Here is a 20,005-nt window from a genome sequence, read left to right on the forward strand (position 1 = left end):
ACAATAATAATCAATGCAATATAAAACTATCATCAGAATTACCGGCTTGTTGATGGGATTATTTTCTATCACCATGTTACCGCCTTCATTAGTGGCTATTCTTTATAAAGATGGCGGCGGGACTGCTTTTATTCAGGCATTCTGTGTCAGTTTGTTTCTTGGTTTTTTATTGTGGTACCCCAACCGCCGCGAAAAAGGTGATTTACGCACCCGCGAAGGCTTTTTAATCGTCGTGTTATTTTGGACGGTACTGGGTTCTATCGGTGCTTTGCCTTTTATCTTTTCTACTGAACCCAACTTAAGCTGGACTGACAGCTTTTTTGAATCCTTCTCAGCTTTAACCACCACAGGTGCGACTGTTATTGTCGGCCTTGATGACTTACCAAAAGCCATTTTGTTTTACCGGCATTTACTGCAGTGGATGGGCGGTATGGGTATCATTGTACTTGCAGTAGCGATTTTGCCGTTATTAGGTATTGGTGGCATGCAGCTGTATAAAGCTGAAATTCCAGGACCTGTGAAAGACAGTAAGATGAAACCGAGAATTGCCGAAACCGCTAAAGCGCTTTGGTATATTTACTTATTGCTCACAGTTGCTTGTGCGACAGCATTTTACTTTGCTGGTATGAGTGCTTTTGATGCTATTTGTCATTCATTTTCAACCATTGCCATAGGCGGTTTCTCGACCCATGACGCCAGTATTGGCTACTTCGATAGCCCACTAATTAATGTCATTTGTGCTGTATTTTTATTGATTGCCGCAGTGAACTTTAGTTTGCACTTTGCTGCGTTTAGTTGGCGTGGGATTAACTTTAAAGTCTATTTTCGTGATGCTGAATTTAAAGCACTCATTGGTATTCAATTAGTGTTAACTGCCATTTGTTTTGCGACCTTATATCGCTCAGGTATTTACGATAGTCCAGAACAAACATTAGATTATGCCTTTTTCCAAGTGGTATCGATTTCAACTACCGCTGGTTTTGGTACAGAAAGCTTCCATACCTGGCCATTGTTTCTCCCCATCTTACTTATCTTTTCAAGCTTTATTGGTGGCTGTGCTGGTTCAACCGGTGGCGGCATGAAAGTCATTCGATTTGTGCTGTTATTGCTGCAAGGCTCCCGCGAGATGAAGCGTCTTATTCACCCTAAAGCTATGTACTCTATTCGTATTGGCAAGTCAGCATTACCTGATCGGGTGATTGATGCGGTGTGGGGGTTCTTCTCGGCTTATGCGTTAGTGTTTGTCGTTTGTATGGTGTTGCTAATGGCGATGGAAATGGATGCCATTACCGCATTTAGTGCCACAGCAGCCAGCATTAATAACCTCGGCCCAGGTTTAGGTGATGTGGCCAGTAACTATGCCAGCGTGACTGATGGCGCTAAATGGGTGTTAGTACTCGCGATGCTATTTGGTCGTCTTGAAGTGTTTACCTTGTTAGTCTTGTTTACACCGACTTTCTGGAAAAACTAATTTATACCTTATGTTCACTGACAGGGAATGGCTATTTACAAGGAATTAAAATGTCGAACAACCTTATTATTTACTCAACTGTTGATGGCCAAACACTGGCAATATGTGAAAAAATCAAACAGCACTTAAGCGCTGAAAATGAACAAGTGACCATAGTGTCATTAGAACAAGCGAGCGAATTGGCACTTAGCAGTTTTGATAAGATTTTAATCGGCGCTAGCATTAGATATGGCAAGCATCGACCCGCATTATTTGAGTTTATTGCTCAGCACAGAGCTGTATTGGATGGTGTAAAAACAGCATTTTTTACCGTTAATGTCGTCGCTAGAAAACCTGAAAAAAATACACCAGAAACCAATCCATATATGCAAAAGTTTCTCACACTGTCTAGTTGGACACCTGCGTTACTAGGGGTATTTGCTGGCAAGATTGATTATCCGAAATATCGCACTGTGGATAGAGTGATGATCCGTTTTATTATGTGGATGACCAAAGGGCCTACAGATACCACGGGAACTTATGAGTTTACCAATTGGGATAAGGTTGAAGCATTCGCTAACGAGTTTAAGCGGCTGTAATTTTTCAGTGTTCGCTGTAATGACTCACTTAGGCTTTGATAGCATTTTAGTCGCTAAAGCCTAAGCTACAAGATGCTTATTTAGCGCAATATAAACGGTGCAGAATCGAAATAACCTCAGTCACTTCTTCATTTTTTAATGTGTAGTAAACATTTTGCGAACTTTTACGCGTATTGACTAAGTCCTGAGCTCGGATCACTGCAAGGTGTTGTGATAACGCTGATTGACTCAATGGTACCTTGTCATTCAACTCTGTCACGCTGTGCTCTTTGTCGAGTAATAAACACAAGATCATCAAACGGTATGGGTTCGCAATCGCTTTTAGCCACTTGGCTGCCATTTCCGCATTACCTAGCATCGAATCTACATCAATATTTTCAGACATCTATATACCTTACCTGAGTAAATACATTAAATTTATTACTTAAGTGGCATCATACTGCTGGCTAACACAGATCTCAATTTTATTGTTCAAATATATGAGTCATTTCTAATTTGTGATCAAAGAGGACGATTGCAATGGCTTTTTTTGCCACAATGATTGCCTACTAACGCAACCATCGGTGTGAAAATGGCAAAAACATTAGTGATTTATTACTCAAGAGGCGGTCATACGGCGCAAATCAGTCGTGCGATAGCTGAGCAGATTGTACAGAGTGGTCATCAGTGCGATGTGGTCAATATTCTTGATAATAATCATGCTGACATTGATTGGGCTAGCTATGATGCTGTTGCGTTGGGCGCTTGCGTTCTTTATGGCTCATACCATAAGTCTGTTTTTGAGTTTGTTACTCGCTACCAAGCAGAATTAAGCAGTAAGCCAAATAGCTTCTTTTGCGTTAACGTTGTTGCGCGCAAACCTGAAAAGCGTATTCCTGAGAATAATAAGTACCTGCAAAAATTTATCGAACTTTCACCTTGGACACCACAAGATGTGAAAATCATTCCAGGAAAAGTCAATTATCCTTCTTGGACTTGGTACGATAGTTTAGCTATTCGTTTAATTATGAAAATGACTGATGGACCTACCGATCCAACGACTGTGATTGATTACACCGATTGGGATGACGTGAAGGTTTATGCTGATCATGTGGTTAGCTTGATTAACTCGGAAGCGGTTAGCTAAGACTATATATTAGATCTGCAATATTAATGAAAGGTGGGGCGTTAATCGCACTGCCTTTTTTATTGCCATTATTATCTGAATTTGGGTCAATATTTATCGTTGAGACTAAAACTAGTATTTCCAAAACTTAGGTGCAAATAGCACTGCCACTGTAATTATTTCAAGTCGGCCTAATAACATCCCAAAGGCTAAAGCCCATTTGGCAATATCCGGTAAGCTAGAAAAGTTTCCTGCAGGGCCGATAACAGGTCCCAAGCCTGGCCCTACATTAGTCACAGCAGTGACTGCGCCAGTAATACTCGTCACTGCGTCTAAACCAGTTAGCACCAAGATGATTGTCAGTAAAAGAATCGCCAGCAGGAATAACATAATGAACGCCATAATCGAGCGAATAATATCGTTATCAATGGTGCGATTGTTATAGCGTTTTTTAATGACGGCTTGTGGGTGAAATTGCTGTGTCAGTTGTTGGTACATGACCTTTATTGAGATCTGAAAACGAAATATTTTTATTCCGCCAGAGGTAGAACCTGAGCAACTGCCTACAAACATCAGAAACAAAAATGTCAGGCTCGCGAATGCTCCCCATGCTTGGTAATCCGTTAGACCATATCCCGTTGTCGTTACCACTGAAACCACATTGAAGCTAGAAAGCCTCAAGGCATCAAGGTAATTCATATCGGACTTAAGCCATAACCAAGTCCCAAGGCTAATAGAGACAAACATAATAAACTTGATGAAGCCTTTCACCTGCTCATCATTCCACACTTTAAATGACCGCTGCTGAATAGCTTGGACAAACATCAATAAAGGTAAGCCACCAGCGGCCATAAACAATACGCCGACCCAGTGAGCTGCGGGTGTAAATGCCGACATTGAGCTGTCGGATGTTGAATATCCACCAGTTGAAAGGGTGGTCATGGCGTGATTAATGGCTTCAAACCAGTGCATTCCTGATATGTGATAAGCCAAAGCACAAATGATGGTAAGTAACACATAGACTTTGAATAGTTGTTTAGCCATATGTTGGGTACGAGGGGTCGTTTTATCTCCCCAGTCGGAAGATTCGGTGCGAAACAAGCGCATACCACCAACATTAAGAAAGGGTAAAATCGCCACCGCCATTACGATAAAACCAATGCCACCAAGCCATTGTAATAATGAACGCCAAATTAAGATGCTGTGGTCCATGTCGTCGAGACCCGATAATACAGTAGAGCCAGTTGTGGTGATCCCAGACATGGTTTCAAAAAAGGCATCGGTATAATTAATACCGTGGTAAAGCGTAAAGGGCAGTGCAGCAAATAAACTGACAATTAACCAAGTTATTGTGGTTAAAAAGAACATGTCACGGATATTGAGTTTTACTTTCTTTGTGTGGCCAGCCTGAATACATAAAATGGCGACTAAGCCGGAAAATAAACCGGACATCATAAAGTCGCCAATGGTTTCTTCGTGGTAAAAAAGTGCAAACCCCATTGGCACCAGCATAAAAGCGGTGAGAATAGACAAGAATATGCCAACAACAAACAGCAGCGGCTTTAAATTCAGCATGGGTTGTTAGAAGAAAAACGCACTCGGTTGGAATAGCTTTTCTACATCCCCAATGAACTTCTTGTTCACTAAGAATAGAATCACATGATCTCCTTCTTCAATAATGGTTTTATCGTGTCCCATGATCACTTCATCATTTCGCACGATGGCACCAATAGTCGTCCCCGGTGGCAGTTTAATATCGCTAATTTGCTTACCCACTACCTTAGAGGTGGATGAGTTACCATGGGCAATGGCTTCAATTGCTTCGGCTGCACCACGTCGTAATGAATAAACATTACAGATATCGCCTTGGCGAATGTGGGTTAATAATGCCGAGATGGTGGTTTGTTGTGGAGAGATAGCAATATCAATATTCGCTTCTTGAACTATATCGACATAGGCTTCACGCTGAATAAGCACCATGACTTTTTTAGCACCCATGCGCTTTGCCAGAAGTGCAGACATGATATTGGCTTCATCATCATTGGTAACTGCAATAAATACGTCAGTTTGATCTATGTGCTCTTCAAGTAATAATTCTTGGTCTGAAGCGTCACCATTAAATACGGTGCAATTCTCGAGCTTTTCAGACAAGCTTTCTGCGCGTTCTAAGCTGTGTTCAATCAGTTTGACGGAATGATTTTTTTGCAGACGCTTAGCCAAACCAAAGCCAATATTACCCCCGCCGGCAATCATGATATTACGGTACGAGTTATCCAGTTTTTGCATTTCACTCATTACCGCACGAACGTGACGCGTGTCAGCAACGAAGAAGACTTCATCGTCGGCTTCGATGATGGTCGTGCCTCTAGGCATAATGGCTTTGCCTTTTCGGAAAATAGCCGCCACTCGGGTATCAATATTTGGCATATGCTCGCGTAAAGCAGCGAGGGCATTCCCGACTAAAGGGCCCCCATAATAGGCTTTTACAGCGACTAGGCTGAGTTTACCTCTAGCGAATTGCAGTACTTGTAATGCGCCAGGGTATTGCACTAAGCGTTCAATGTAAGATGTTACTAGTTGCTCTGGTGCAATCAATTCATCAATAACAAAACCACCACGAGTTTTGCCATCGCTGCTTTTCACTTCGGTATTGATGAAGAGTTTTTCTTGCAGATCTAAATAGGCTTCAGAGCGAATACGTGCAATTTTAGTTGGGGTACCAAATAAACTATAGGCAATATGACAAGCAGCCATATTACATTCGTCACTATTGGTAACAGCAATGAGCATGTCAGCATCTTCAGCGCCGGCTTTTTTTAAGGTACTAGGATGTGCGCCGTGGCCAATAACCGTTTGCAAGTCGAACTTATCTTGTAAATATTTAACTCGCGTTCGGTCATTATCAACCAGAGTGATATCGTTGTTCTCGCCTACAAGATTTTCAGCGAGAGTACCGCCCACTTGTCCTGCGCCTAAAATAATAATCTTCATTACTGTGCTGGTATCCCTGCTATAACACGCTTAGGCCGCTTTTATTAAACGGGCGTAATAAAAGCCATCCATATTGTTTTGACCAGGTAGGATTTGCCATCCAATATCATCAGCAGACGATTGCTGTGCAATCGGTGCTAGTGCCGCATCTGGAGTACGTTGTAAAAACTGTTCAATTTGCTGACTGTTTTCTTGTGGCAAAATAGAGCAGGTGGCATATAACATGGTGCCGCCAGGCTTGAGCCACTTCCAGCAATGATCAATGATTTGTTGCTGCAGTAGAGCTAGCTCTTCAATATCGCTGTTTTTGCGTAACCATTTAATATCGGGGTGGCGACGGATAACACCTGTTGCCGAGCAAGGTGCATCTAATAAGATACGGTCAAACTTATCACCTTGCCACCAACTATCAATATCTGCTGCATCACCATGAATAACTTGCGCTTTTAAATTTAATCTGTCCAGATTTTGTTGCACACGCTCTAAACGTTTTGCATCAAAATCCACAGCAACCATAGAGATACTCGGTTCACATTCAATGGTGTGACAAGTTTTACCGCCGGGAGCGGCGCAAGCATCCAGAACTAGCTCATCTGCTTGAGGCGTTAATAACGTCGCGGCCCATTGTGCGGCGCCATCTTGTACAGATGCAGAACCTTCTGCAAAACCAGGTAATTGCATCACATCTTTTGGTGACGACAACAGAATGGCATCATCACTGTCACCAGCACTGGCTTCAATTTCTTGTTCAGCAAGAAGGGTTAAATATTCGTCGCGAGTTTGAGATAGTTGATTGTTGCGAAGCCACATAGGAGGGCGTTGATGACTTTGCTCAATAATATCTGCCCAACTTTCTGGGTAGGCACTTTTCAAGCGTTTAATAAACCACGCTGGTGTATTGTATTTTAAGGTATCGTTGTCAGTGTTTAATGGCGCTTCTTTACGCTGAATATTACGTAAAACACCATTAACGACTTTCACTAAGCCATCAAACTTCATTTGACGGCAGGCTTCTGCCGTTTCTGAAATCGCAGCATGGGCAGGAATACGGGTAAAATATAATTGATAGCAACCAACTAAAAGTAGCTGATGCAGTATTCTTTGCTTGGCTTTAAAAGGTTTACTGAGGCAATCACTGACACACTTATCTAATTGCGGCAATTGACGCATCACGCCATAACAAAGCTCTGCTAATAAAGCTTTGTCTTTTCCATTCGTTAAGTGTTGCTGTTGTTCAGGCAGGGCAACGGATAACGAAACACCTTTTTCTAAGACATTAAAAATGGCTTTTGCTGCAAGGACTCTAACATTCATTAAGCTTGTGCCTCTTTTGATTCATCCGCGCTAATAAAACATGTGCCTTCAACAAACCACTCTGCGCGAGAATTTAAAATATCAGCTACAGGCATTTGTTTCTTCCCTGGAACTTGCATAACTTGCAATTGTAGAGCGCCATTGCCTGTTGCTACAGTGATACCATGCTTATTGCTTTCAATGATCGTACCTGGTGCAGCACTAGTTTGCTCGGCTGAGTAACTGGCTTGCCATACCTTGATGGTATTACCTTGAAGTGGAAAGTGACTGGCTGGCCAAGGATTAAAAGCACGAACTTCTTGCCAGAGCTGTTTAGCATCTTTACGCCAATCTATTTGCGCTTCTTCTTTAGAGAGTTTTTCGGCGTAATTAGCAAGAGCTTCGTCTTGCTTCTCTGGTGTGATTGAACCATCACTAATACCGACTAACGCTTCGATAAGCGCTGCTGGACCTTGCTCAGCGAGTTTGCTGTAAAGACTGGCAGAAGTATCTGTATCTTCAATTTTTAATGATGTCTTTAATAGCATGTCTCCAGTATCTAAACCGATATCCATTTGCATGATAGTCACACCAGTTTCATTATCGCCAGCCCATAACGCTCGTTGAATAGGCGCAGCGCCGCGCCATCGAGGTAAAATAGAGCCATGGACATTAATACAACCTAAGCGTGGGGTATCTAATACTATCTTTGGCAAGATCAACCCGTAAGCCACAACCACCATAATATCGGCATTTAAAGCGGCAAGCTCAGCTTGAGCTTCTTCTTTACGCAGAGATGCTGGTTGGTAAACGGGAATATCATTGGCAACAGCTAACTGTTTCACCGGACTTGCTTGTAACTTCTTCCCTCGACCTGCAGGTCTATCTGGTTGTGAGTAAACAGCAACCACATTATGTTCTGATTCGATCAGGGCTTGCAGATGTAAAGCTGCAAAGTCAGGTGTACCAGCAAAGATAATATTTAACGGTTTCAAATGGAGTCCTATGCTTCTTTAGCTTCTAAACGTGCTTCTTTCTCAAGCTTTTTCTTAATGCGGTCACGCTTCATTTTTGATAAATAATCAACGAAAAGCTTACCTTGTAAGTGATCCATTTCATGCTGAATACAAATGGCGAACAAGTCATCTGCTTCAACTGTGAACTCTTCACCATGACGATCCAAGGCTTTGAAAGTGACAAACTCAGAACGGTCAACCTTAGCGTATACACCTGGTACCGATAAGCAGCCTTCTTCATTTGTGAAGTCACCACTCTTGGCAATGATTTCTGGGTTGATAAAAATTGTTGGACGTTCAACATCATCTTGCAGGTCCATCACAATTAATTGTTGATGAAAATCTACTTGAGTTGCTGCTAAACCAATGCCTTTTTCTTCGTACATTGTTTCTAACATGTTATCAATTTGGGTTTGTAGTCCTTCACCAAAATCGGTTACTGGCTTGGCTACAGTACGTAATCTTTCATCTGGAAAGCGTAAAACTTTTAATAATGGCATATATAAACTCTTAACAAGTCTGTCAAATTTCAGCCAGTTAGCTATACTGGCTTAGATAATGGGTTAATTTTAATCCTTACTGACCATCAATAACAGCAAAAGCTCTAATAAAGAGCTAAACACATGGAATGAACCATGAAACGGATATTTTTACTCGCGTTTTTGACACTAAGTACACTGTTAGTTAATGCAGATACTTTAACATTAAAATCAGGTCACCCTGATTCTTATATCGTTAAGAAAGGCGATACCCTCTGGGATATCTCTGCTTTTTTCTTAGACGATCCTTGGCATTGGCCTAAATTATGGGGCGCAAATCCACAGATTGCTAACCCGCATCTCATTTATCCAGGTGATAGATTAACGCTTGTTTTTATCGATGGCGAACCACGCTTGGTATTAAAGCAGCATATCAAAAAAGGACCTGAAGGGCGTATTAGTGATAAAGGTGGTCCAATTCCAGCGATTGATCTTGCTTTGATTCAACCTTATTTAGTCCAAAACCGTATTGTTGACCCAGAGTGGGTTGAAGGTTTGCCGATGATTTTAGATGGTGAAAGGAATTCTCGTCACCATGTGGTCAATGATGTGGTTTATATTAATGCCAATTTGCCAGTCGGAGAAAAGCTCGCTATTTATCAAGAAGGTCGTGAGTTCTTAGATAAAGAAACCAATGATAGCTTAGGGCAAGAAATTATTTTAACGGCAAGTGGTCGTGTGACTCAGTCAGGTGAAATATCTAAAGTTGAATTATTGAGCAGTTTTCGTGAGTCAAAGGCAGGCTTTAGAGTCGCACCCGTTGAAGATGAAGCGTTGATGTCAGCTTACTTTATTCCTAAAGCTGCACCGGAAACGGTTCCCGCTAATGTGATAGCGATTGAAAAAGACATTCGCGAAGTCGGTAAACTGGATATTGTTTATTTAGATAAAGGTGAACAGGACAATATTGAAACGGGACATGTATTTGCGATATATCGTAACGGTGAGCAGATTGTCATTAACGGCGACGGCTTACCTGTATCAACACTTGAACGAAGTGCTTATGACCGTATGAAAGCGAAAGTGTCAGATGATGATGTATTCATGATGCCTGATACTTATCATGGAAAATTAATGGTCTTTAAAGTTTTTGAAAAGACCAGCATGGCTATCATTGTTGCTAATGAGCGTCCTGTGCGTGTTGATGATAAATTAATTACCCCTAAAAGCACTGACTTAAGAGGCGAGTAAATATCTGAAAAACTGGTCGATTGGCTAGTTGTTTGTGCAGTATCCGGGCTAGGACCCGCCCGGATTCAACAATTATTAACTCAAATGGATGTTGAGGAATTACGACAGCGTTTAGAGTTTGAAAAGCAGTCTTTGCCGTTATCGGCAAAGCTGTTATCTCAATGTCAGATAGATTTTGACAAAGTTGATACAGCGCTTGAGTGGCAACAGCAGTCCTCACAACACCACATACTTTGCTTTTCTGATCCCGAATATCCAGCTTTACTAAAACAAATATCCGATCCGCCTTCAATATTGTTCGTAAAAGGCCAACTAGAAAGTTTGTTACTGCCATCCATTGGTATGGTGGGCAGTCGAAATGCATCTGTCGGTGGTTTGAGCACGGCTAATACCTTAGCGGCTGAACTAGTACAATTAGGTTTCTCGATTACCAGTGGTATGGCGACAGGGATTGATGGCGCTGCGCATAAAGCGACATTAGGCAATAATGGAGTGACGATTGCAGTGTTAGGTACTGGAGTCGATTGTATCTATCCCAAAAGACACAGTAATTTATATCAGCAGATTCAACAGTCGGGCTGTGTTGTCAGTGAATACTGGCCTCAAATAGGTCCATTTGCAGGCAACTTTCCGAAGCGCAATCGAATAATAAGCGGTTTATCTCTCGGCAGTATTGTGGTCGAAGCAACACGTAAAAGTGGATCATTAATCACTGCAAGATTAGCCATGGAGCAAAACCGCGAAGTGTTTGCTGTGCCTGGTTCAGTTGCTGGTGGCTATCATCAAGGGTGTCATGATTTGTTAAAGAATGGGGCGAAATTAGTGGAATGTGCAGCCGATGTTGTTGAAGAATTGTCCACAATGACAAGCTTTCACCTTGAAGATGTCGCTAATCGTCACCATATAGAAGATAATACAACAAATTTGCCATTTTCTGCGCTGTTAGCTAGTGTAGGTTATGAGACTACCAGTATTGATATGGTGGTCGAGCATAGCGGGAAGTCGATAGATCTGGTGTTAGTAGAAATGCTTGAACTTGAATTACAGGGCTGGGTTGCGCAAGTGCCTGGTGGTTACGTCAGACTAGAGAGGAGATAACCATATGTTTGATATCCTCATGTATCTTTTTGAGAACTATGTTCATAGTGAAGTTGAGCTATTAGTTGACGAAGATGAGCTTACCAAAGAGTTAACCCGTGCGGGCTTTCACCAAGCTGACATTTTAAAAGCCTTATCGTGGCTAGAACGTTTAGCAGATTTACAAGAAAGTGATAAACCTTACTTGTGTAATCATGCGCAGCAATCATTTCGAATTTATACCAAAGACGAGATGGCGAAATTGGATGTTGAAAGCCGAGGTTTTATTTTATTCCTCGAGCAAATCCAAGTGCTGACAGTGGAAACTCGTGAAATGGTCATTGACCGCGTCATGGCGTTAGATGAAACCTCCCTAATCTTGGAAGATTTAAAATGGGTGGTGTTGATGGTGCTGTTTAATGTGCCAGGCAACGAATCAGCTTATGAACAAATGGAAGATCTTATTTTTGAGCAGCCTGATGGCCGTTTACATTCATAAGATTGGTTGTTTGTGATGAAGTGATTAAAAAGGAGGCTAGGCCTCCTTTTTTGATCTTCTTGTTTGCTACTATATTTTTATACCAATTATATCCTTTACTACCCATGAAGGCTGAAACCAGTTTTCACCTTAAATGTGAATCGAGAGCCAGATGTCTAAAATAGATGAGCAGTTATTTACCGTGCACGAACACGCTTTAGAAAAAGAGTTTGAGCTCTGCCCTAAGTGTGGCTGCGAGTTGTCGGTTAAAAACAGTAAGCATGGTGGCTTCATTGGTTGTAATAATTATCCCACTTGTGACTTTACCAGGCCCTTAGTGCAGCATGAGTCAATAGAGACTCAAGTAATAGAAGGCTCTGAATGTCCCGATTGTGGTAATGAGTTAGCGGTTAAGTCTGGACGTTTTGGTATTTTTATTGGTTGCACAAATTACCCTGAGTGTAGCCATATTGAAAAGCACGATCATGATGCAGAAGCTGAAGTGATACCCTGCCCACATTGTAAAAAAGGTCATTTAGAGTCTCGCACGAGTCGTTACGGCAAAACTTTCTTTGCTTGTAATTGTTACCCTAAGTGCAAATACTTAGTGAATTACCCACCTCATAACGAAACATGCCCTGAATGTGATTTTGGTATTCTTGTTGAGCGTAAAGGCGCGGCGGGGAGTCGCTTAGAGTGTCCTCAAAAATCCTGTAAATATAAACGTCCGCTTTAAGCTTATGACTAAATAGCTGGTATATCAGTATTTGTTCATATCCGTATAGTCTGTATAATTTGCCATTAATTTAAGAAGGTTAAAGGGAAAATCATGCAGCTGTTGCAACCATCTGAAGTCGGCAAGGTGTTTGTTGAAGGGGGCGTTATTGCTTACCCTACAGAGGCGGTTTATGGCCTCGGGTGTGATCCTGATAATCTTTCTGCTATCCAAAAGTTGCTGGATATAAAACAACGACCTTGGCAAAAGGGCTTGATCCTTGTGGCCAGTGATTACCAGCAACTCAAGCCTTACATCGATGAAGCTCAACTAACAGAGGCTCAACTGGCTTTTGCATTCAGCAAATGGCCGGGTCCTTATACGTTTGTTATGCCAATTAAAGCGGGTGTTAGTAAGTTGCTTTGTGGTGAGTTTGATTCAATTGCGGTACGCATCTCTGCCCATCCTGTGGTGAGAGCCCTTTGCGATAGCGTGAATAAACCTTTTGTTTCAAGTAGTGCTAACTTAGCAGGTCAAAATCCTGCCATGTCAGCAAGTGAAATTGAACAGACTTTTTCTGCTGACGTTAATGCCCTCGTACTCGGTGAGTTAGGAGCTCAACGTCAGCCTTCAACAATTATCGACGCCCGCAGCGGTAAAGTGCTGCGCAATGGACAATAAGGATTTTGATATGGCAATACCTGATGCCTCAGTAGTTAAGCAATATTTGTTAGCGCTTCAAGCAAGCATTTGTGAAGGTTTAGAAACGCTTGATGAAAAAGCTAAGTTTCAAGCTGAGTCGTGGGAACGTGCTGAAGGCGGTGGTGGCACTAGTAGGGTATTAACCAACGGGCAAGTATTTGAGCAAGCTGGGGTGAACTTTTCCCATGTAATGGGAGCAGCAATGCCAGCATCTGCTACAGCGCACCGTCCTGAACTTGCAGGTAGAAGTTTTGAAGCCATGGGCGTGTCATTAGTGATCCACCCTAAAAACCCATTCATTCCGACCACTCACGCCAATGTACGCTTTTTTATTGCTCGTAAAGAGGGCGCTGATCCTGTGTGGTGGTTTGGTGGTGGTTTTGATTTAACCCCTTATTATCCTTTTGAAGAAGACGTTGTCTCATGGCATCAAACTGCGGCTGACATTTGTGCGCCATTTGGCGAAGAAGTCTATCCAAAATATAAAAAGTGGTGTGATGAATACTTCTTTTTACCACACCGTAATGAAACTCGCGGCGTCGGTGGTTTATTCTTCGATGACCTTAATGAGCACGGATTTGAGAAAAGCTTTGAATTTATGCAAGCGGTAGGTAGCGGTTTCTTAACCGCATATTCGCCAATTGTAGAGCGTAACAAAGACCTTGAATACAACGATGATGAACGTCAGTTCCAGTTATACCGTCGTGGACGTTATGTTGAGTTCAACTTGGTTTATGACCGAGGCACTTTGTTCGGTCTACAAACAGGAGGGCGCACCGAATCTATTTTGATGTCGATGCCGCCTTTGGTACGCTGGGAATATGGTTTTACGCCCGAAGAAGATTCTCAAGAGGCAGAGTTATACGATCGCTACCTGAAACCACAAGATTGGTTACAGTTAGATAACGAGTCTTTGTAGGGGCTAAAACAATAGCTGTACTAAGTAAATGATGTCTATGCCATCATCTTTGTACGCTGGGAATATTGCTTTACGCCCGAAGAAGATTCTCAAGAGGCAGAGTTATACGATCGCTACCTGAAACCACAAGATTGGTTACAGCTAGATAACGAGTCTTTGTAGGGGCTAAAACAATAGCTGTACTAAGTAATTGATGTCTATGCCATCATCATTTGTACGCTGGGAATATGGTTTTACGCCCGAAGAAGACTCTCAAGAGGTAGAGTTATACGAGCGCTACCTGAAACCACAAGATTGGTTACAGTTAGAAAGCTAGTCTCTGTATGGTTTAAAATCGATGGAGGCACTAAATTATTTCTGCTGTTTATGCCTTCATCATTTGTTCGCTAGGAATAGGGTTTTACGCCTTTACGCGAGAACAAGATTCTCAAAAGGCAGAGTTATACGAGCGCTACCTGAAACCACAAGACTGGTTAAACCTCGAGAGTTAATCTTTATTTCGCATATTATTGGCAAGCGTTGAAATGGCCTGAAATATCACTTGTTGATGTTCAGGCTTTTTTATTGTCTGGATAATAGCTTGTTCCATGCAGGTGAGCCATTGATCGACCATCGCTTGGTCAATCACAAAATGCATGTGTCTAGCACGTAATGCTGGATGGCCATACTTTTGCTGATATAACTGTGGTCCGCCTAACCAGCCACTTAAAAATTCAAATAACTTTTGCTCAGAGTCCGCAATAGGCGCTCGATGAATAGCAAGTAGCGATTCTGTGTCGGTACGATGCTGCATTTGCTGATAAAACTGCTTTGCTAGTAATCGAATCGTTTCCTCACCACCTATCAAATCATATGCGTTGGATTGTGTAGTATCACGATCATCACTTGATATGCTGCCTTGTTGTCTAGAACTAAATAGTTTTTTTAACCAATTCATGATGATTACGCTAAGTTAGGCTAATTTGATGATGAATTATAACGACATTTTTTCTAAGTATGTAATAGGGAAAGCTCATCACTGTCGTATTTCTTAATTGTTAATGTTTTGCTACAAATCATTTCAGACTGTTACTTTATTTACGTTAACAACTTAGTTAGATTAGGCACAACAATAATAAAAGGGAGTACAAAGCAATGACCAGATTTGCGCCGTCATTAGTAGTAATTGCTGTATCAACGGCACTGTTAGGGTGTAATCAAACTCAACAGCAAGATCCTCAAGTGACAATTAATAAAAATCCCTATCCTAGTACTTATCAAGTATTACCTCGTACAACGACCTTACTCACCAATGCAACAGTATTAACAGGCACTGGCGAAAAAATAGAGCAAGCGGATGTGTTGATGGTCGATGGCAAAATTAAAGCCGTTGGTGCTCAACTTTCTTCAGAGTTAGTCAAAGGTGCCACAGTTGTTGATGCAACAGATAAGTGGATCACTCCTGGTATTATCGATGTGCATTCTCACCTTGGTGTTTACCCGAGTCCTAGCGCCGATGCGCATAGTGACGGCAATGAAGTGACCAACCCTAATACCGCAGAGGTCTGGGCTGAGCACAGTGTATGGCCGCAAGATCCAGCCTTTAACCGAGCAAGGGAAGGTGGCGTGACTACGCTACAAATTCTCCCTGGTTCTGCCAATTTAATCGGTGGGCGTGGCGTTACCTTGAAAAATGCACCATCAACAACAATGCAGGGTATGAAATTTCCCGATGCGCCTTATGGCTTAAAAATGGCTTGTGGCGAAAACCCTAAAGGGGCTTATGGAAGAGGACAAAAAGTTGCACCAATGACGCGTATGGGCAATATGGCTGGTTATCGCCAAGCCTTTATAGAAGCGACAGAGTATAAGCGTGCATGGGATAAGTATGATGCGGATTATGCTGCTGGATTAAATCCAGAAGTCCCTCAACGTGATTTAACCAATGACACTTTAAAAGGGGTGTTAGAAGGCGAAATACTGATCCATAACCATTGTTACAAAGCTGAAGAAATGGCAATGATGGTGGATTTAGGTAAAGAATTTAATTACCACTCAGGCACGTTCCACCATGCCATTGAAGGTTACAAGATTGCTGAGCTATTGGCTGAAAATGGTAACTGCGCAGCGATGTGGCCAGATTGGTGGGGTTTTAAAATGGAAGCGAATGACATGGTGATTGAAAATGTCGCAATGGTCGATGCCGTGAAGAATTCCTGTGCCGTAGTTCATTCTGACTCTAGCACCACTATTCAACGTTTAAACCAAGAAACAGCTAAGATCATGCATAGTGCTAATCAGCACGGTTTTGAGCTAACCGAAGAACATGTCATCAGCTGGATCACTTCGAATGCAGCCAAGTCTTTAGGTATTGCAGATAAAACCGGTTCACTTGAAGCGGGTAAAAATGCCGATGTTGTCATTTGGAACAGTAATCCATTCAGTGTTTACGCTAAGGCTGAACAAGTATTCATTGATGGCGCCAAAGTGTTTGATCGCCAAGATGATAAGTACCAAGCGAAAAGTGATTTTATGTTAGGTCAAAAATAAGGAGCAAGACATTGAAAAAATTTAAAAAATCATTAGTTGCCATCTCAATGCTTGCGGGCTTAGTACCGTCACTATCACAAGCTGAAACGATTGCAGTTACTAACGCGAAGATCTATACCTCAACAGACAAAGGCGTGCTGACCAACGCATCTGTTATCGTCGAAGACGGTAAGATCGTTGCCGTAAATCCAGAGTTGGTCAATGCAGATATTATCATTGACGCCAAAGGTGGAGTCTTAACTCCTGGCTTTATTGGCGCAATGAATTCATTGGGGTTAGTTGAAGTGGGTCAAGAAAAAATGACGCGTGATACTAACGACAAAGCAGCGGATATGACTTTTGATCCTAGCCTTGCATTTAACCCTAAAAGTACAGCAATTCCTTTTGCTAGAAAAGGCGGCTTAACCCGCAGTATTGTTGCTCCTGGTGGCGGCGAGACAATTTTTTCAGGTCAAACCATTGAGGTCGAATTAACTGGAGATTGGGATAGCATTGTTGCCACAGAGCAAGCCTTGTTCGTGGCTTTAGGTGCGAAACACGATGGTTCCCGAATTATCGGTATGCAGAATCTAATTAATAAATTAGATGAACGTCAAAAAGCATTAACTAAGGCGGCAACGAAAAAAGCTGATAAAGAGGCCGATAAGGCTCCAACTAAAGAAGAATTGATTTTGAATGCCGTTCTGAGTGGTGAGAAGCCTTTAATCGCTTATGCAGATCGTGCCAGCGATATTTTGCAACTCATTAAACTTAAGCAACGCTTTAAGCTTGATTTAGTGTTGTTGGAAGCTGCCGACGCTGTGGTGGTTGCAGATCAACTCGCTCAAGCAGGTATCCCTGTGGTGATGGATGCCATGCGTAATTTACCTGAAAGTTTTGACTCTTTGAATAATTCACTGGATAACGCAGGGAAATTAAGTAAAGCTGGCGTCCAAGTCGTGTTAGCTGTACCAGGTGATGCCCATGGCGTATATGGTTTGCGCTATAGTGCCGGCAATGCCGTTGCCAATGGAATGAAGTATGACGATGCAATGGCGTCGATTACGTCAAACGTAGCAGATACTTTTCACCTTGATGCTGGACGCATAGCCGTTGGCAAGCCCGCTGATATGGTGTTGTGGAGTGGCGATCCGTTTGAATACAGTAGTCACATTCAAAAGATGTGGATTAACGGTGAAGAGCAAAGCACTGAAAGTCGCCATGATGAGCTGCGTGACCGCTATATGACACAATCCAGTATGCCTAAGGCTTACACTAAGTAACTTTTAATATTAGTAATTTGCAATATTAGTAACTTAATATCAATGCAATAAACGAAGAGAGAATATTGATGACCGATAAGTATGCAGTATTTGGCAACCCAATCGCACAGAGTAAGTCGCCATATATCCATACTGAGTTTGCTAAACAAACTCAGCAAGTAATCACTTACCAAGCGATACTTGCACCGGTAGATCAATTCTCTCAATCGTTAATGGCATTTTTCACTGCTGGTGGTAAAGGGGCGAATGTCACCGCTCCTTTTAAAGAGCAAGCTTATGCGGCGTGTGATGAATTAAGTGAATTAGCAAAACTTGCAGGTGCTGTTAACACTCTTATCTATTTACCAGATGGACGAATACGCGGTGATAATACTGACGGCGTGGGTCTTGTCGCTGATATTAAGCAGCACTTTGGTTGTATATCGAATAAGCGTTTATTGTTAGTTGGGGCTGGTGGCGCAGCAAGAGGCTGTATTAAGCCATTACTAGAAGCTGGGGCAAAAGTAACAATATGCAATCGTACGTTTAGCAAAGCGCAAAACCTTGCTGAGATTTTTAATGAGTTTGGTGAAGTGCAAGCTAGACCCATTGATGGGTTAGATGCACCATTCGATATGATAATTAATTCAACATCGGCAGGTTTAGCAGGAGAGCTTATTAGTCTCCCTCAGAGTATTATCAGCCCTAAAACTCAATGTTATGACATGTCATACGGCGCAGAAATGACATTATTTAATCAATGGGCATTATCAAAAGGCGCTGTTGAAGTCGCCGATGGCTTAGGCATGTTAGTTGGGCAAGCAGCGCAAAGCTTTAATATTTGGCGAGGCGTTATGCCAACGACTCAAGCTGTCCACGACACCTTGAGAACACAATTGGTATAAGGGCGTTCGCATGAATCAAAGTATTATTTTTACCGATATTGTCGAATGGGATGAAGCATTAAAACAAGTTTACTTAATTGTACAAGTTCAAGGAGTGAATGTTAGCTGCTTCATTAAACCCGCGATTATAGAAAAGTTGACATCAACAACTATCAAAAATGGAACAGAGGCATTAGTTGCCTTTGAGCAAGTCAGGTTTGATATAGAGGACTTAGCAGAGGCACTCATCGAATCAGAGTCGTTCGATGAGCACGGACACATATATATCGAATAGTCTCGGCTTATATGTGCCAAATTTATAAAGATGGGTTTAGCTAGACTGTTGAAGGTCCACTAAATACTCATTCTTTAAACGCACATAGTTATCTGCAGATTGAGGTAAAAAAGCGATTTCTTTATCAGTTAAAGGTCTCACTTGTTTACAAGGACTCCCCACATAGAGAAACCCGCTTTGTAATACCTTACCAGGAGGGACAAGTGAGCCTGCACCAAGTATCACATCGTCCTCTAAGATAGCCCCGTCTAAAATGATCGCGCCCATGCCGACTAAAACACGATTACCAACAGTACAACCATGAAGCATAGCTTTGTGACCAATAGTGACATCATCACCAATCAATAAAGGGTTACCTTCTGGGTTAGAAGGTGATTTACGAGTAACGTGAAGAATAGACCCATCTTGTACATTACTACGTTTACCGATACGGATTATATTAACATCAGCTCTCGCTGCAACCATTGGCCAAATACTGGCATCATGATCTAAAGCAATATCACCTACTATTACAGCAGCACTATCTACATAGACATTATCAGCTAATTGAGGATGGATCCCCTGATAAGAACGAATTGAGCTAAACATATAAAATCCCTGATTTGTTTAATTAGCCTCAGTATAAAGCCTAAAAGTGCTCTTTTGTTGTTAAAAAAGCATAAAAAATAGCTGATTAGTTTAAATTCTCAGCAAGCAAACGCGGAAAGTGAATTTTCTTTAAAAAAGCCCTTGCGGTGTTTCAGAATCTGCCTATAATGCGCATCCACTGACACGGCAACAGGCCAATAGGCTCAACGTATCAGAGTTAATTAAGACGGTTTCAAACCTCATAATTAACAGGCAGAAAAGAGTTTTTAAATTAGTTTGAAAAAACACTTGACGCCAACGAGGGAAAGCGTAGAATACGCATCCTCAAGCCAATGACCTAGCGTCTAACGGCGATATCTGAAAAATTGATATCACGCTCTTTAACAATCAAAC

General features: G+C 41.9%; 21 protein-coding genes. 13 read left to right on the forward strand and 8 right to left on the reverse strand.

What is annotated here, in order from left to right; translation table 11 throughout:
* Positions 1–13: 13 nt before the first annotated feature.
* Together AB4153_RS19950 and hemG (AB4153_RS19955) are read left to right on the forward strand one after the other, a co-directional pair.
* Positions 14–1,471: a TrkH family potassium uptake protein gene (locus AB4153_RS19950; protein WP_102529100.1), complete on the forward strand. Its 1,458-nt coding sequence runs from the start codon at positions 14–16 to the stop codon at positions 1,469–1,471.
* Positions 1,472–1,521: 50 nt separating this feature from the next.
* Entirely contained in the window at positions 1,522–2,049 is a 528-nt protein-coding gene (gene hemG / locus AB4153_RS19955) for a menaquinone-dependent protoporphyrinogen IX dehydrogenase (protein ID WP_102529099.1), read from the forward strand.
* A 76-nt stretch (positions 2,050–2,125) separates the two neighbouring features.
* Here hemG (AB4153_RS19955) and AB4153_RS19960 read toward each other — a convergent pair whose 3' ends face one another.
* Entirely contained in the window at positions 2,126–2,434 is a 309-nt protein-coding gene (locus tag AB4153_RS19960; RefSeq protein ID WP_102529098.1) for a metalloregulator ArsR/SmtB family transcription factor, read from the reverse strand.
* A 186-nt stretch (positions 2,435–2,620) separates the two neighbouring features.
* Between AB4153_RS19960 and hemG (AB4153_RS19965) the strand changes: the two genes are divergently transcribed.
* Complete coding sequence (gene hemG / locus AB4153_RS19965; RefSeq protein WP_229371019.1) at positions 2,621–3,175, forward strand: menaquinone-dependent protoporphyrinogen IX dehydrogenase; 555 nt, start codon at positions 2,621–2,623, stop codon at positions 3,173–3,175.
* A gap of 111 nt (positions 3,176–3,286) precedes the next feature.
* Here hemG (AB4153_RS19965) and AB4153_RS19970 read toward each other — a convergent pair whose 3' ends face one another.
* From AB4153_RS19970 to def, 5 genes are read right to left on the reverse strand one after another with little or no spacing between them, the layout of a single operon-like run.
* Positions 3,287–4,729, reverse strand: coding sequence for a TrkH family potassium uptake protein (locus tag AB4153_RS19970; RefSeq protein ID WP_371998467.1), 1,443 nt, complete (start codon positions 4,727–4,729; stop codon positions 3,287–3,289).
* Positions 4,730–4,735: 6 nt separating this feature from the next.
* Positions 4,736–6,145 carry a Trk system potassium transporter TrkA gene (gene trkA / locus AB4153_RS19975; RefSeq protein ID WP_102529095.1) on the reverse strand — a complete coding sequence of 470 codons (1,410 nt, stop codon included), beginning with the start codon at positions 6,143–6,145 and terminating at the stop codon, positions 4,736–4,738.
* Between the two features lie 30 nt (positions 6,146–6,175).
* Positions 6,176–7,459, reverse strand: a complete 1,284-nt coding sequence (rsmB, locus tag AB4153_RS19980; RefSeq protein WP_371998468.1) for a 16S rRNA (cytosine(967)-C(5))-methyltransferase RsmB — start codon at positions 7,457–7,459, stop codon at positions 6,176–6,178.
* Positions 7,459–8,433: a methionyl-tRNA formyltransferase gene (gene fmt, locus AB4153_RS19985; protein ID WP_102529093.1), complete on the reverse strand. Its 975-nt coding sequence runs from the start codon at positions 8,431–8,433 to the stop codon at positions 7,459–7,461. The genes rsmB and fmt overlap by 1 nt, the downstream gene beginning before the upstream one ends.
* Positions 8,434–8,441: 8 nt before the next feature.
* A complete protein-coding gene (def, locus tag AB4153_RS19990; RefSeq protein ID WP_102529092.1) occupies positions 8,442–8,954 on the reverse strand; it encodes a peptide deformylase in 513 nt (170 codons plus the stop codon).
* 135 nt (positions 8,955–9,089) lie between these two features.
* Between def and AB4153_RS19995 the strand changes: the two genes are divergently transcribed.
* From AB4153_RS19995 to hemF, 6 genes are all read left to right on the forward strand, one after another.
* A complete protein-coding gene (locus AB4153_RS19995) occupies positions 9,090–10,184 on the forward strand; it encodes a LysM peptidoglycan-binding domain-containing protein (protein WP_371998469.1) in 1,095 nt (364 codons plus the stop codon).
* 84 nt (positions 10,185–10,268) lie between these two features.
* Positions 10,269–11,282 (forward strand): DNA-processing protein DprA, encoded by a 1,014-nt coding sequence (gene dprA, locus AB4153_RS20000; protein ID WP_102529090.1) that lies wholly within the window; start codon positions 10,269–10,271, stop codon positions 11,280–11,282.
* 4 nt (positions 11,283–11,286) lie between these two features.
* The gene (locus AB4153_RS20005; protein WP_102529089.1) at positions 11,287–11,760 is read left to right on the forward strand and encodes a DUF494 family protein; all 474 of its coding nucleotides are present in this window, start codon (positions 11,287–11,289) and stop codon (positions 11,758–11,760) included.
* 151 nt (positions 11,761–11,911) lie between these two features.
* Entirely contained in the window at positions 11,912–12,475 is a 564-nt protein-coding gene (locus tag AB4153_RS20010) for a type I DNA topoisomerase (RefSeq protein WP_303517414.1), read from the forward strand.
* 93 nt (positions 12,476–12,568) lie between these two features.
* Positions 12,569–13,135, forward strand: a complete 567-nt coding sequence (locus AB4153_RS20015) for an L-threonylcarbamoyladenylate synthase (protein ID WP_102529087.1) — start codon at positions 12,569–12,571, stop codon at positions 13,133–13,135.
* Positions 13,136–13,145: 10 nt separating this feature from the next.
* Positions 13,146–14,075: an oxygen-dependent coproporphyrinogen oxidase gene (gene hemF / locus AB4153_RS20020; RefSeq protein WP_102529160.1), complete on the forward strand. Its 930-nt coding sequence runs from the start codon at positions 13,146–13,148 to the stop codon at positions 14,073–14,075.
* 487 nt (positions 14,076–14,562) lie between these two features.
* Here hemF and AB4153_RS20025 read toward each other — a convergent pair whose 3' ends face one another.
* The gene (locus tag AB4153_RS20025; protein ID WP_303517415.1) at positions 14,563–15,012 is read right to left on the reverse strand and encodes a group II truncated hemoglobin; all 450 of its coding nucleotides are present in this window, start codon (positions 15,010–15,012) and stop codon (positions 14,563–14,565) included.
* A gap of 197 nt (positions 15,013–15,209) precedes the next feature.
* Between AB4153_RS20025 and AB4153_RS20030 the strand changes: the two genes are divergently transcribed.
* From AB4153_RS20030 to AB4153_RS20045, 4 genes are all read left to right on the forward strand, one after another.
* Entirely contained in the window at positions 15,210–16,604 is a 1,395-nt protein-coding gene (locus AB4153_RS20030) for an amidohydrolase (protein WP_303517416.1), read from the forward strand.
* Between the two features lie 11 nt (positions 16,605–16,615).
* Entirely contained in the window at positions 16,616–17,866 is a 1,251-nt protein-coding gene (locus AB4153_RS20035) for an amidohydrolase family protein (RefSeq protein ID WP_102529084.1), read from the forward strand.
* A gap of 68 nt (positions 17,867–17,934) precedes the next feature.
* Positions 17,935–18,750 carry a shikimate dehydrogenase gene (gene aroE / locus AB4153_RS20040; RefSeq protein WP_371998470.1) on the forward strand — a complete coding sequence of 272 codons (816 nt, stop codon included), beginning with the start codon at positions 17,935–17,937 and terminating at the stop codon, positions 18,748–18,750.
* 10 nt (positions 18,751–18,760) lie between these two features.
* The gene (locus AB4153_RS20045) at positions 18,761–19,024 is read left to right on the forward strand and encodes a DUF1488 domain-containing protein (protein ID WP_303517420.1); all 264 of its coding nucleotides are present in this window, start codon (positions 18,761–18,763) and stop codon (positions 19,022–19,024) included.
* Positions 19,025–19,060: 36 nt separating this feature from the next.
* Here AB4153_RS20045 and AB4153_RS20050 read toward each other — a convergent pair whose 3' ends face one another.
* Entirely contained in the window at positions 19,061–19,612 is a 552-nt protein-coding gene (locus AB4153_RS20050; protein WP_303517421.1) for a gamma carbonic anhydrase family protein, read from the reverse strand.
* Positions 19,613–20,005 lie beyond the last annotated feature (393 nt).

The sequence above is a fragment of the Shewanella sp. 10N.286.52.E4 genome (genome assembly GCF_041468785.1).
Lineage (GTDB): Bacteria > Pseudomonadota > Gammaproteobacteria > Enterobacterales > Shewanellaceae > Shewanella > Shewanella electrodiphila.

Bases quoted from the DNA above. Each gene is read 5' to 3' on its own strand.
- AB4153_RS19950 (WP_102529100.1), top strand. From the start codon at position 14: ATGCAATATAAAACTATCATCAGAATTACCGGCTTGTTGATGGGATTA.
- hemG (WP_102529099.1), top strand. From the start codon at position 1,522: ATGTCGAACAACCTTATTATTTACTCAACTGTTGATGGCCAAACACTG.
- AB4153_RS19960 (WP_102529098.1), bottom strand. From the start codon at position 2,434: ATGTCTGAAAATATTGATGTAGATTCGATGCTAGGTAATGCGGAAATG.
- hemG (WP_229371019.1), top strand. From the start codon at position 2,621: ATGGCAAAAACATTAGTGATTTATTACTCAAGAGGCGGTCATACGGCG.
- AB4153_RS19970 (WP_371998467.1), bottom strand. From the start codon at position 4,729: ATGCTGAATTTAAAGCCGCTGCTGTTTGTTGTTGGCATATTCTTGTCT.
- trkA (WP_102529095.1), bottom strand. From the start codon at position 6,145: ATGAAGATTATTATTTTAGGCGCAGGACAAGTGGGCGGTACTCTCGCT.
- rsmB (WP_371998468.1), bottom strand. From the start codon at position 7,459: ATGAATGTTAGAGTCCTTGCAGCAAAAGCCATTTTTAATGTCTTAGAA.
- def (WP_102529092.1), bottom strand. From the start codon at position 8,954: ATGCCATTATTAAAAGTTTTACGCTTTCCAGATGAAAGATTACGTACT.
- AB4153_RS19995 (WP_371998469.1), top strand. From the start codon at position 9,090: ATGAAACGGATATTTTTACTCGCGTTTTTGACACTAAGTACACTGTTA.
- dprA (WP_102529090.1), top strand. From the start codon at position 10,269: ATGGATGTTGAGGAATTACGACAGCGTTTAGAGTTTGAAAAGCAGTCT.
- AB4153_RS20005 (WP_102529089.1), top strand. From the start codon at position 11,287: ATGTTTGATATCCTCATGTATCTTTTTGAGAACTATGTTCATAGTGAA.
- AB4153_RS20010 (WP_303517414.1), top strand. From the start codon at position 11,912: ATGTCTAAAATAGATGAGCAGTTATTTACCGTGCACGAACACGCTTTA.
- AB4153_RS20015 (WP_102529087.1), top strand. From the start codon at position 12,569: ATGCAGCTGTTGCAACCATCTGAAGTCGGCAAGGTGTTTGTTGAAGGG.
- hemF (WP_102529160.1), top strand. From the start codon at position 13,146: ATGGCAATACCTGATGCCTCAGTAGTTAAGCAATATTTGTTAGCGCTT.
- AB4153_RS20025 (WP_303517415.1), bottom strand. From the start codon at position 15,012: ATGAATTGGTTAAAAAAACTATTTAGTTCTAGACAACAAGGCAGCATA.
- AB4153_RS20030 (WP_303517416.1), top strand. From the start codon at position 15,210: ATGACCAGATTTGCGCCGTCATTAGTAGTAATTGCTGTATCAACGGCA.
- aroE (WP_371998470.1), top strand. From the start codon at position 17,935: ATGACCGATAAGTATGCAGTATTTGGCAACCCAATCGCACAGAGTAAG.
- AB4153_RS20045 (WP_303517420.1), top strand. From the start codon at position 18,761: ATGAATCAAAGTATTATTTTTACCGATATTGTCGAATGGGATGAAGCA.
- AB4153_RS20050 (WP_303517421.1), bottom strand. From the start codon at position 19,612: ATGTTTAGCTCAATTCGTTCTTATCAGGGGATCCATCCTCAATTAGCT.